Annotated in this window: 12 protein-coding genes; 6 read left to right on the forward strand and 6 right to left on the reverse strand. The window is 67.7% G+C overall.

The window, feature by feature from the left end:
- Positions 1-83: 83 nt before the first annotated feature.
- From WM2015_RS14810 to WM2015_RS14825, 5 genes are all read right to left on the reverse strand, one after another.
- Positions 84-1,529, reverse strand: coding sequence for an NAD(P)(+) transhydrogenase (Re/Si-specific) subunit beta (locus tag WM2015_RS14810; protein ID WP_342665512.1), 1,446 nt, complete (start codon positions 1,527-1,529; stop codon positions 84-86).
- 5 nt (positions 1,530-1,534) lie between these two features.
- Positions 1,535-3,121 carry a Re/Si-specific NAD(P)(+) transhydrogenase subunit alpha gene (locus WM2015_RS14815; protein WP_049726790.1) on the reverse strand — a complete coding sequence of 529 codons (1,587 nt, stop codon included), beginning with the start codon at positions 3,119-3,121 and terminating at the stop codon, positions 1,535-1,537.
- A 122-nt stretch (positions 3,122-3,243) separates the two neighbouring features.
- A complete protein-coding gene (locus WM2015_RS15980) occupies positions 3,244-3,627 on the reverse strand; it encodes a hypothetical protein (protein ID WP_156201278.1) in 384 nt (127 codons plus the stop codon).
- 615 nt (positions 3,628-4,242) lie between these two features.
- Positions 4,243-4,839 carry a YceI family protein gene (locus WM2015_RS14820; protein ID WP_156201280.1) on the reverse strand — a complete coding sequence of 199 codons (597 nt, stop codon included), beginning with the start codon at positions 4,837-4,839 and terminating at the stop codon, positions 4,243-4,245.
- A complete protein-coding gene (locus WM2015_RS14825; RefSeq protein WP_245609782.1) occupies positions 4,836-5,567 on the reverse strand; it encodes a CDP-alcohol phosphatidyltransferase family protein in 732 nt (243 codons plus the stop codon). The genes WM2015_RS14820 and WM2015_RS14825 overlap by 4 nt, the downstream gene beginning before the upstream one ends.
- 52 nt (positions 5,568-5,619) lie before the next feature.
- Here WM2015_RS14825 and WM2015_RS14830 point away from each other — a divergent pair, with 52 nt between their 5' ends.
- The 5 genes from WM2015_RS14830 to WM2015_RS14850 are packed head-to-tail and all read left to right on the forward strand — an operon-like array spanning position 5,620 to position 9,872.
- Complete coding sequence (locus WM2015_RS14830) at positions 5,620-6,627, forward strand: zinc-dependent alcohol dehydrogenase (RefSeq protein ID WP_049726793.1); 1,008 nt, start codon at positions 5,620-5,622, stop codon at positions 6,625-6,627.
- Positions 6,628-6,653: 26 nt separating this feature from the next.
- On the forward strand, positions 6,654-7,052 hold the full coding sequence (locus tag WM2015_RS14835) for a 6-pyruvoyl trahydropterin synthase family protein (RefSeq protein ID WP_049726794.1): 399 nt from the start codon (positions 6,654-6,656) through the stop codon (positions 7,050-7,052).
- Positions 7,049-8,116: a glycosyltransferase family 4 protein gene (locus WM2015_RS14840; protein WP_049726795.1), complete on the forward strand. Its 1,068-nt coding sequence runs from the start codon at positions 7,049-7,051 to the stop codon at positions 8,114-8,116. The genes WM2015_RS14835 and WM2015_RS14840 overlap by 4 nt, the downstream gene beginning before the upstream one ends.
- On the forward strand, positions 8,113-8,952 hold the full coding sequence (locus tag WM2015_RS14845; RefSeq protein WP_049726796.1) for a class I SAM-dependent methyltransferase: 840 nt from the start codon (positions 8,113-8,115) through the stop codon (positions 8,950-8,952). The genes WM2015_RS14840 and WM2015_RS14845 overlap by 4 nt, the downstream gene beginning before the upstream one ends.
- Positions 8,949-9,872 (forward strand): lysylphosphatidylglycerol synthase transmembrane domain-containing protein, encoded by a 924-nt coding sequence (locus WM2015_RS14850; RefSeq protein WP_049726797.1) that lies wholly within the window; start codon positions 8,949-8,951, stop codon positions 9,870-9,872. Before WM2015_RS14845 ends, WM2015_RS14850 begins: the two co-directional genes overlap by 4 nt.
- On the opposite strand, the gene WM2015_RS14855 is transcribed toward WM2015_RS14850, so the two are convergent.
- Positions 9,776-10,654, reverse strand: coding sequence for a RibD family protein (locus tag WM2015_RS14855; RefSeq protein ID WP_156201282.1), 879 nt, complete (start codon positions 10,652-10,654; stop codon positions 9,776-9,778). The two genes, WM2015_RS14850 and WM2015_RS14855, sit on opposite strands and share 97 nt — an antisense overlap.
- 92 nt (positions 10,655-10,746) lie before the next feature.
- On the opposite strand from WM2015_RS14855, the gene WM2015_RS14860 reads away from it, so the two are divergent.
- Positions 10,747-11,883, forward strand: coding sequence for a GTP cyclohydrolase II (locus WM2015_RS14860; RefSeq protein ID WP_245609783.1), 1,137 nt, complete (start codon positions 10,747-10,749; stop codon positions 11,881-11,883).
- Position 11,884 lies beyond the last annotated feature (1 nt).

Genomic DNA, 11,884 nt, shown 5'->3' on the forward strand with positions numbered 1-11,884 from the left:
CGGCCGCAAACCAGTCCTGGCGGCGGAAAGCGGTCGCGATGCGCCGAAGGATCACTGCAAGGCAACGACCGGGCGACGCCGGGTCATGCACCCAGCTCCCGCAGCAAGGCGTCCATCGAGGCCTTGGCGTCGCCGTAGAACATGCGCGTGTTGTCCTTGAAGAACAGCGGGTTCTCGATGCCGGAGTAGCCGGTTCCACGACCGCGCTTGCAGACGAAGACCTGTCGGGACTTCCAGACTTCCAGCACCGGCATGCCGGCGATCGGGCTGCCCGGGTCGTCCTGGGCCGAAGGGTTCACGATGTCGTTGGCGCCGATGATGATGACCACGTCGGTGCCCGGGAAGTCCTCGTTGATCTCTTCCATCTCGAGGACGATGTCATACGGCACCTTCGCTTCGGCCAGCAGCACGTTCATATGGCCCGGCAGGCGCCCGGCCACCGGATGGATGGCGAAGCGCACGGTCTTGCCCTGATCGCGCAGGCGCCTGGTCAGTTCCGACACGGAGCCTTGTGCCTGGGCCACGGCCATGCCGTAGCCGGGCACGATGATGACGCTGTCGGCATCGGCCACGGCCTGGGCCACGGCATCGGCATGGGCCTCGATCATCTCGCCGTCGACGGCCTCCGCCGAGGTGGTTTCCCCACCCCAGCCGCCGAGGATGACGGAGACGAAGCTGCGGTTCATGCCCTTGCACATGATGTAGCTGAGAATCGCGCCCGAAGACCCGACCAGGGCCCCGGTGACGATCAGCAGGTCATTGCCCAGGGTGAAGCCGATGGCCGCGGCGGCCCAGCCCGAGTAGGAGTTGAGCATCGAGACCACGACCGGCATGTCGGCCCCGCCGATGGCGAGGATCAGGTGGCAGCCGATCAGGCCGGCGATCACGGCCACGGCCAGCATCGTCCATAGTCCGGCGCCGCCCAGGTACAGATAACCCAGCACCAGACAGGCGATCAGGGCGATCAGATTCAGGGCATGGCGACCCGGCAGGGTCAGGGCGGCGGAACTGAGCTTTCCGGCCAGCTTGCCGTAGGCGATGATCGAGCCGGTAAAGGTGATCGCGCCGATGAGAATGCCCAGGAACAGCTCGACCTTGAGGATGCTCAGCTCGACCGGGCTCTTCCTGGCGACGGTGGCGGCAAAGCCGGCCAGTTGATCGACGGTCCCGGCCTCCTGGGCCGCGAGTGCCGCGCTCATCTCCAGGTCGGCGTTGATGCCGATGAACACGGCCGCCAGGCCGACCAGGCTATGGAAGCCCGCGACGAGCTCCGGCATCTGGGTCATCTGCACGCGTTTGGCGACGATCCAGCCGCCGATGCCTCCGATGACGACCATGGCGGCAATCAGTCCGTACTGGCCACCACCCGGAGTCGCAATGGTCGCCGCCACCGCCAGGGTCATGCCGACGATGCCGTACCAGATCGCACGCTTGGCCTTCTCCTGGTTGGACAGACCGCCCAGGGCCAGGATGAAGAGCACGGCGGCCACCACGTAGGCGGCGGTAATCAATCCTTCGTTCATCTCCATCCCCGTCAGCTCCTCTGGAACATGGCCAGCATGCGGCGGGTCACGAGAAAACCGCCGAAGATGTTCACCGAGGCCATCAGCACCGAGGCCGCGGCCAGGACCATCACCAGGCTGCTGCCCGAAACGATCTGCAGCAGGGCGCCGACGATGATGATCGAGGAAATGGCATTGGTGATCGCCATCAGTGGCGTGTGCAGGGAATGGGCCACGCCCCAGATCACGTGGAAGCCGACGAAGACGGCCAGCACGAAGACGATGAAGTGCTGCATGAAACTCGGCGGTGCCACCGCGCCCATGGCCAGGCAGAGCAGGCCTCCGATGCCGAGCATCCAGCCGGTGCGATTGAGGGATTTCCTCAGTTCGGCCGCTTCACGCGCCGCCTTCGCTTCGGCCGACTCCTCGGGCTCCTTCTTCTTCGGTTTGGCCGCCGCGATCGCCCTGACCTTCGGCGGCGGCGGTGGCCAGGTGATTTCGCCGGCATGGCAGACCAGGGCGCCGCGAATCACGTCGTCCTCCATGTCGATGACCGGCTTGCCGTCCTTGTCCGGCGTCAGGTCATCGAGCATGTGCCGGACATTGGTGGCGTAGAGGTTGGACGACTGGGTCGCCATGCGGCTGGGGAAGTCGGTGTAGCCGATGATGGTCACGCCGTTGTCCGTGACGATCTTCCGATCCGCCTCGGTGAGCGTGCAGTTGCCGCCCCGCTCGGCGGCCAGATCGACGATCACCGAACCCGGCTTCATCGCCTCGACCATGTCCTCGGTCCAGAGCTCGGGCGCCGGCCGGTTCGGGATCAGGGCCGTGGTGATGACGATATCGATCTCGGGGGCCAGCTCCCGAAACTTCTCCAGCTGCTTCTCACGGAACTCGGGGCTGGAAGGCGCGGCGTAGCCGCCGGTCTCGGCGCCGTCGGTCTGTTGACTGTCGTCACCATCGTCGAAATCGAGGAAGACGAACTCCGCGCCCATCGATTCGATCTGCTCGGCCACTTCCGGACGCACATCGAAGGCCATGGTGATCGCGCCCAGCGAGACCGAGGTCCCGATGGCGGCCAGACCGGCCACGCCGGCGCCGACCACCAGCACCTTCGCCGGCGGCACCTTGCCGGCCGCCGTCATCTGGCCCATGAAGAAGCGGCCGAAGTGGTTGCCGGCCTCGATCACCGCGCGGTAGCCGGCGATATTGGCCATCGAGGACAGGGCGTCCATCTTCTGCGCGCGACTGATGCGCGGCACCATGTCCATGGCCAGCACGGTCATGTCCTTGGCCCGCATGCGCTCGAGCAGGTCCTCGTGCGCCGCCGGCCAGATGAAACCGATCAGGGTCTTGCCCGCCGGTGCCGCATCGATCTCTTCCATCGAGGGCTCACGCACCTTGATGATCACATCGGCCTGCTCCCACAGCGCCTTCGCCGAGTCGACCACCGTCACGCCCGCCGCCGCGTAGGCCGCGTCCGTGATCGAGGCCGCGGCACCGGCGCCGGTTTCCACCAGACACTCGTAGCCCAGCTTCTGCAACCGACCGGCACTGTCCGGCGTCAGCGCAACCCGCGCCTCACCCGCTGCCGTCTCCTTCGGAGCACCAATCTTCATTCCCATCCCTCCTGAATCGTTGTCGCCCGCAGGCGCCGCGAGCCCCGCGCCTCCAGGACCGTCGGCACTTCACCGATGCCTCGAGCGCTCGATGACCCGCAGAATCCGAACCGCCCCCAACTCTAGCCCACATCATTCACGAATGCACTCGCGCCCTTGCGTGGTCCTTGTCCGCATAGCGAATCTCCCTCGCTCGAAAACACGGCCAGGTATTCCGCTCGGTCGGAAAATTCGCCATGCGAACGATTCCCCGAGCAATCATCGCGGCGATTCATGAATGATGCGGGCTGGAGTGATTCATCTTCAAAGGCCATTTCATGGCCGGTGAGATGGGATTGCGACCGGGGTTCTTTCGCAGGCTGGCGCCTGCTTTGCCAAGGGCCGCAAACTGGCGCTTGCCCCGCTTCGCGGGAAGTCAAAATCAAAGGCTTTCGCCCACGCTTCGCTTGCTGGGCGAGTTTCTTTTGGCAGACGAACCAAAAGAAACCAAAAGTTCTGACGGCCATGAAGCCGCCCAGCGCAAAAGGACGCGCTGGGTCCCCTGCGATGCTCAGCCGGGTCGGGCGGTTTCGAACTCGCTCCGTTCGCTGCGCTCTCTCCACTCAGACATGCGAAACCGCTTTTTCCGACCCGGCCTGCGCTTCTCGGCGTCTCCAACGCCTAAGGCAAGATCAAAATCAACACCGGTCGGAGCATCACGTGCGGACGGTGACGCTCAAGGACTTCTTGCGCTTTGCGCAAACCGTCCATTCGCTTTCACCTGCACTTCGCTCGCTCTAGCGGGACCGGGCCGAGCGAAGCGATGGCCCGAGAAAGGTTTTCTGCCCTCGGTGGCGCCGAGTATCGCAGCGCCAGGCGGATCAGCGCCGCCGCGATGTCTGAGTGGAGAGAGCGCAGCGAACGGAGCGAGTTCGGCGGCGCCCGTCTGGACCGAGAAACGCAGGGGACCGGACGCAGTCCGGCGTCACCGCGGGCAACAGTCCTTTTGGTTCCTTTTGGGACGATTGCCAAAAGGAACCCGGCCCCGAAGGGGACGGAACGCCTTTGACTTTGACTTTCCCGCAAAGCGGGGCAAGCGCCAGCTTGCAAAGCCAACCCGGGCGCCAGCCCCCCTCAAAACCTCAATCCGCAATCGCCTCGAACTCGAACCAAAGCTCCACTTCATCCCCCACAAGCCCCCCTTCGATCCCGTAATCCATGCCCCATTCACTGCGGCGGATGGTCGTTCGGGCGGACAGGCCCAGGGTGTATTCCTCGTGGCCGAAGGGGTAGTCGGCGGCCTTGTTCAGCGTCGCGGAAAGGCTCACCGGTCGGGTCTGACCGAGCAGGGTCAGATTGCCGTCGACGGTGTGGCCGCCGGACTCGTCGACACGATGACCGGTGACTTCGAAGCGGATCTCCGGGTACTCGTCCGCGTCGAGAAAATCGCCGCCCTTGAGGTGATTGTCGCGGCGACGATGGTTGGTGAAGACGCTGTCGGCCGTTACCACCACCTCGCCATCGAGGAGGGCATTGGCCGCTTCGTCGTAGGTGAATCGACCCTCGGCTTCGAGGAACTGCCCGATCTGGCCGGCGTAGCCGATGTGGTCGACGCGGAAGACGATGGAGAAGTGCTCGTCGTCGATCTCGAACTCGCGCGCTTCGGCACGGGCGTGCTCCGCGAATGAGAAAAGTGCGGGCGTTGCGATCATCAGAAGGGCATGGACAAGGGGTTTCATGACAGTCTCCAACGTTGCTGGTGGATGCGGCGCTGGCGGCGGATGAGCCAGAGGATGTCCAGCGCGAAGGAAAAGCTCAGCAGGGCCAGCGCCGAGGCGAGCGCCAGCACGATCAGGGGAGCCGGCAGACCGGGGATCAGGGCCACCATCAGGGCCGACACCTGCCAGACACAGATCAGTTTGCGACGAAAGCTCGGCGGCAGCGTGGCAGCCAGCCACGGCCAGCCGGCCATCGCCAGCAGGAAGGCATAGCGCATCAGACCGATGGCGAGCACCCAGGGACCGACGCGTTCGCCCACCAGCAAACCGGCGGAGAGCACCAGGATCAGTGCCGCATCGACTTCCATGTCGAAGCGCGCCCCGAAGTCACTGCTCTGCCCCAGTCGGCGCGCGAGCCGGCCGTCGATGCCGTCCAGGACCAGGGCGAACAGGGCCAGGCCGATGACGAGCCAGGAGCCGCCGGCGAAGATGCTCTGCTCGACGAGCCAACCCGCCATCAGGCTCACCAGGATGGCGCGAAGCAGGGTCACGCGATTGGCCCAACCGAAGGCCCTCGGCAAGTCGTCGGCCGATTGCCAGATCAGGGCGGCAAGGATCAGGTAGAGGCCGACCGTCACGGTGATCGAAAGGGCCGTGCTCTGGCCGAGCAGATCCGCGAGCCACAGCAAGAGAGCCAACGGCACCAGTCCGATGGACAGTTCGCGGATCGCCATGACGCCAGGACGCAAGCTCGAGCTCCTCGTTACACTGACTACACAATCTGCCACGAATAATGCGCCCATGGCGTCAACAAGCAACAGGCTGTCCGGCCAGGCCAGGGCCTTCTGGGTCACCGGTCCGGAGCAGGGCGAAATCCGCCCGGAACCGCTTGGTCCACCAGGCTGCGGCGAAGTGATGGTGGAAACGGACTTCAGCGCGATCTCGCGTGGCACCGAAGCCCTGGTCTACCGAGGCGAGGTACCGGAGAGCGAATGGGATCGCATGCGTGCGCCCTTCCAGCAGGGGGATTTCCCCGCGCCGGTGAAGTACGGCTATGCCTGCGTCGGCCGCGTGATCGACGGCGATGCCGAAACACCGGGGCAGGCCGTGTTCTGCCTGCATCCGCATCAGGACCGCTTCGTCGTGCCATCTTCTGCCGTGCTGCCGCTCCCGCCGGGGCTGCCACCCGAGCGCGCCGTGCTGGCCGCCAATATGGAAACCGCCCTGAACGCCCTCTGGGACAGCCGGGCCAGTGCCGGCGATCGCATCGCCGTGGTCGGTGCCGGCGTGGTCGGCGCCCTGACCGCCTGGCTGGCCGGGCGCATGCCCGGCACGGAGGTCACCCTCATCGATCGACTGCCCCAGCGCCAGGCCCTGGCCGCGGCCCTGGGCGTGGCCTTCGCCCTGCCCGAGGAGGCGCCGGGCGAGCAGGATCTGGTCGTCCACGCCAGCGCCAGCGAGGCGGGCCTGAATGGAGCGCTGGCACTGGCGGGCACCGAGGCCCGGATACTGGAGTTGAGCTGGTATGGCAGCCAGCGCCCGGCCGTGGCCCTGGGGCAGGCCTTCCATGCTCGCCGCCTGCAGCTGATTTCCAGCCAGGTCGGCCGCTTGCCGGTCGAACGGCGAGAGCGCTGGAGCCACCGCCGGCGTCTGAGCAAGGCGCTGGAGTTGTTGATCGACCCGGCGCTCGACACCCTGTTCAGCGGCGAGTCGGCCTTCGACGAGCTGCCCGATCGAATGCGCGAACTCAGCCGCCCCGGCTCGGACGCCTTGTGCCACCGTCTGCGCTACCCGCCAGCCACCCACTGATCCCCTTTTTCGCACGAGGCCCTGCCATGTACACCCTGACCGTCCGCGACCATCTGATGATCGCCCACAGCTTCACCGGCGAGGTCTTCGGCCCCGCCCAGCGCCTGCACGGCGCCACCTACCTGGTCGACGCCCGGTTCCACCGGGGCGAACTGGACTCGGACGGCCTGGTCGTCGACATCGGCCTGGCGACCACGGTGCTCGGCGAGATCCTGGCCGAATTCAACTACCGCAACCTCGACGAGCTCGAAGAATTCGAGGGCCGGAACACGACCACCGAATTCATGGCGCGGGTGATCGCCGATCGCCTGGCCGAGGCCATCCGTGAAGGCCGGCTCGGGCCTCAGGCCGGCGGCGTGGACGCCCTGCACGTCGAACTGCACGAGTCCGACCGCGCCCGGGCCAGCTACGAACGCGCCCTTTGAACCTGACCCTGATCGTCCCCGGCGATCCCGCCCAGCGCACGGGCGGCTATCTCTACGACGCCCGCATCGTCGAGGCGCTCCGCCAGCGCGGCTGGTCCATCGAAGTCCGGGGCCTGGAGGGACGGTTTCCGATCACCGACGCAAGGGCCGCCTCATCCATGGGCGAGACCCTGCAGGCCCTGCCCGAAGGCCATCGGGTCCTGATCGACGGCCTGGCCCTGGGCGGCCTGCCCGAGGTCGCGGCGACCCATGCACAGCGCCTGCGCCTGATCGCCCTGGTACACCATCCGCTGGGCGACGAGACCGGCCTGGAGGCGAGCGAGCGTCGGCAATTGCTGCGCTCCGAAAGCCGGGCCCTGGCCCACTGTCGGGAGCTGATCGTCACCAGCCCGTTCACCGCTCGTCGCCTGGCCGAACTGGGCCTGGCCGAAGGACCGGCCCGGGTGGTCGAACCCGGCGTCGAGCGCGCCGAGCTCGCGCCGCGGGTCCGCCGACGCCTCGAAGGACGTGCCGACACGCAGCCCGAGCAGCTGCTCTGCGTGGCCTCGCTGAGCCCGCGCAAGGGCCAGGATCTGCTGGTCGAGGCCCTGGCCGGCCTGCGCGAACAGGCCTGGCACTGCCGGCTGGTCGGCAGCCCGGATCGCGACCCGGACTTTGCGGCCAGGGTGCAACGGCGAATTGAAGATCTAGGATTGGCCGAGCGCATCGAATTGACCGGCGAGGCCGACGAGATCGGCCTGAAGCAGGCCTATCTCGATGCCAGCGTCTGCATTCTCCCGTCCTGGTACGAAGGCTATGGCATGGTCATCAGCGAAGCGCTGGCACGCGGCCTGCCCCTGATCAGCACCACGGGCGGCGCACTGGCCGAGACCGTGCCCGAATCCGCCGCTCTCCGCGTCGAGCCCGGCAATGCTTCGGCGCTGAGGCGAGCGCTGGAACGCTGGCTCACCGATCCGGGCCTGCGGCTGGACAAGACCCGGGCCGCGGTCCGCCAGCGCGACACCCTGAGCGACTGGCCGCAGGCCGGCGAGCGCTTCGACCGGATTCTGAGGAGCGTCCAATGAGCCTGGAGAGCTTCGACGGCGGCTGGCTGGCCCTGCGCGAGCCGATCGACCATCGCGCTCGATCGCGGACCCTGGAAAACCGCTTGGTCGAGTTCCTGAGCAACGCCGAGCCGCTCCGGGTCGTGGACCTCGGCAGCGGTCGCGGCAGCAACCTGCGCCACCTCGCACCCCGCCTGGGCCGACCACAGCACTGGACCCTGATCGACCACGATGCGGGACTGCTGGCGCAGGCGCGCGCCCAGCTGCCCGAGGAGCCGATGCTCGAAGTTCAGACTCGGGTCCTCGACCTCGCCGACCCGCGCATCGCCTTCCGGGAGCCTGTCGACCTGATCACCGCCTCGGCCCTGCTCGACCTGGTCTCCGAGCGCTGGATCGATCGGCTGGTCGAGTCCCTTTCCGAGCACCGCCTTCCCGCCCTGCTGGCCCTGAGCGTGACCGGCGAACGCGGCTTCCTCGACGCCAATGGAGCGGCCTGCGATCAGGACGAGGATCGCCGACTCTGCGCTGCGTTCAATCAGCACCAGCGCCGGCCCAAGGGCCTGGGCGAGCAGGCCCTTGGGCCGGATGCGATCGCCTGCACGGCCGGCCGACTCGAAACCGCGGGCTTCACCGTCCTGAGCGCCGCCAGCGATTGGGTGCTCGACCCGATACGCGAAGGGGACCGGGCACTCGCCCTCGCCCTGCTGGACGACTGGGCATCGGCGATCGCCTCGCTGGAGTCCTCCGACGCGGCCCTCGTCGCGGATTGGCGGGACCGTCGACGGCAGGCTCTCGCCGACGGAGGCCTCGGCCTGCGCGTCGGCCACGTCGATCTGCTCGCCCTGCCACCGGCATGAAGCTCCTGCTGCGCTGGACGGTCAGCCTGGCCCTGCTGGCGTTGCTGCTTCTGCTCTTCGACCCGACGCGGGTATGGGCGCAAGCCCGCTCCCTCGATCCGGGCTTTCTACTGGCCGGCCTGTTGCTGGTCCAGGGCCAGATCATCCTGTCGGCCTGGCGCTGGCGCTTCACCGCCCGACGTCTGGGCCTGAAGCTGAAGCCGGGACGCGCCCTGGCCGATTACTACCTGGCCAGCTTCGTCAACCAGACCCTGCCAGGCGGCATGCTCGGCGATGCCTGGCGGGCCGAGCGCCACGCCCGCGACAGCCGTCGTCGGGGCTCGGCCTGGCGAGCGGTGATCCTCGAACGTGTCTCCGGCCAGATCGTCAGCCTGTCCTTCAGTCTCGCCGCGCTGATGGCTGTCCCCGCCTGGCGAGAGGGCCTGGCTCGGGCCGTCCCGGCGCCGGGCCTGGCCGCCGGACTGCTGATCCTGATCCTGCTCGTCGCCTGGCTGACGGGCTGGGCGGTCAGGCGCTGGCCCGAGGCCTGGCGCCGATTCCTCGACGATGCCCACCGCGCGCTGTTCGCCGCCGGGGCCTGGCCCCTGCAGCTGGTCTCATCGACGCTGATCGTGCTCAGCTACGCCCTGGTCTTCGCGCTGGCGGCCCGCGGGCTCGGCGTCGAGATCGAGCTGAGCACGCTGATGCTGGTGGCCTTTCCGGTGCTCCTGTCCATGCTGATCCCGCTGTCGGTCGCCGGCTGGGGATGGCGCGAAGCCGCCGCGGCCGCCCTCTGGCTGAGCCTTGGCCTGCCCGCGGAACAGGGCCTGGCCGTGTCGATGGCCTACGGCGTCGTGGTGGCCGTCGGCGCCCTGCCCGGCGCGGCCGTGCTGCTGCACGACAGATCGAGATCGACCACCAGTTCATCGGCCAGCCGGTAGGCCCGCATGGGCAGTCGCCGCGCCTCGGCCAGGCGCTCGATCGGCGCCAGCGCCAGACCAGCCGGACCGGAGCCGATCAGCAAGGGGGCGATCAACAGATGCAGACGATCGAGGACCTCGGCATCGATGAAGCGAGACACGGTCACGCCACCGCCTTCGACCAGCAGCCGATCGAGACCCCGAAGGCTCAGGCAATCGATGATGTGCGTGGGGTCGAATTGCCCGTCCACGAGCGGCAGCTTCACGACCTCGACATGGTCCGGCCAGTCCCCACGCCGACTCTCGCGACCGGTCAGGATCAGCAGTCGAGGCGTGTGTCGAGGGTCGAACAGCGGCCCGATCGCTTCGACGCGTGCACTCGGGTCGAGGATGATCGGCACGGGGTCGGGCCCGGGCACATGACGCACGGTCAGGGCGGGACGATCGGCGATGGCTGTGCCGGCGCCGATCAGCACCGCGTCGGCCAGGGCGCGCAGGCGATGCAGGTGCGCGCGCGTCTCCGGCCCGTTGATGTAGTAGGAGTCGCCCGTCGCGGTCGCGATTCGCCCGTCCAGGCTCTGCCCCAGCTGTGCGATCACCCAACGGCGCCCGAGCAGGGGCTCGAACAGGCCCAGCGCCTCCAGGTCGCCGGCGCTCGGCTGACCCCGAACCACGATGCCCCCTTGACCCGACCAGCTCAGGCTTGCATTGTCGAGCTCGCACCGCCACATGGGGAACTGATCGATGGCGCGCCGGGACAGGTCCAGCAGGCCCTCCCAGAGCGCCGGGGATGGTTCAGCCATGCGTCCGACGCCAGCCGGGGGCGGCCCATCGAGCGGACCGCTTGTTCACGGACTTGTTCACAGAATCGCGCCAGGGTTCCATTAGTTTCATCATGACACACGACAGTGAGATCGCCATGCATCAGGTGGAACGGGCCCTTTTCGATCTGCGCCGCGGCGTCCCGGTGCTGGTGATCGATGAAAGCGCCGGCGAGGCCGCCCTGGTGTTTCCGATCGAATCGATCAGCCATGAGCGCCTCGATGCCCTCGTCGAGCAAGCCGGTTCGACCCCCGCCCTGACCCTGACCGCCCATCGCCTCGCCGCCATGGGCCTGGATGGCCAGGAATCGGCCGCCAGTCTTTCGCTCCAGCCTGGCCAGTCCATGTCGATCGAAGCGATCTACGAGACGGCCGCCGGCGCAACGACCGTGCCCCCGGATGGCTTCGCCGCACCCGGACCGGCAAGCCGGAGCGAGCGCGCCGGACTGGCCCTGCTCCGCCGCGCCCTGCTGGTGCCGGCGGCGGTGACCGTGACGGTCGCCCCCGAACGGCAGACGACCATCGAAGCCGCGGTGGCTCGCGGTGAGCTCCTGGCTGTGCCGGCTCGCCTGGCCGAGCGCTGCTTCGAGCTGGGCCGGGGGATGCTCAAGCGGATCAGTGAAGCCGACGTGCCCCTGCGGGAGGCCGAGCAGGCGCGCTTCGTGCTGTTTCGCGAACCCGATGGCCTGCGGGAACACCTGGCGGTGCTGATCGGTGAACGCGAAGACTGGCCCGAGTCCGTGCCGGTCCGCCTTCATTCTTCCTGCCTGACCGGCGATCTCTTCGCCAGCCTGCGCTGCGACTGCGGCGAACAGCTGACTCGCGCCGTCAGCACGATCCGCGAGATGGGGGGCGGCGTGCTGCTCTATCTCGCACAGGAAGGCCGCGGCATCGGCCTGGCCAACAAGCTCCGGGCCTATGCCATCCAGGACCAGGGCCACGACACGGTCGAGGCCGACCAGCGCCTGGGCTTCGGCGACGACGAGCGCCGCTACGGCGTGGCGGTCGACATGCTGCGGGCGCTGGACATCGCGCGCATCCATCTGCTCACCAACAACCCGGCCAAGCTGGTGGCGCTGGCCAATGGCGGCATCGAAGTGAACGACAACGGTCGTCTGTTCGGGCGAGTCACACAGCAGAATCGTCGCTACCTGAGCGCCAAGGCGCGGCGCTCCGGGCACCTGCTTCAGGAACTGCTCGGCGAGTCCTGAC

Origin of the sequence: Wenzhouxiangella marina (assembly GCF_001187785.1) — a bacterium.
Lineage (GTDB): Bacteria > Pseudomonadota > Gammaproteobacteria > Xanthomonadales > Wenzhouxiangellaceae > Wenzhouxiangella > Wenzhouxiangella marina.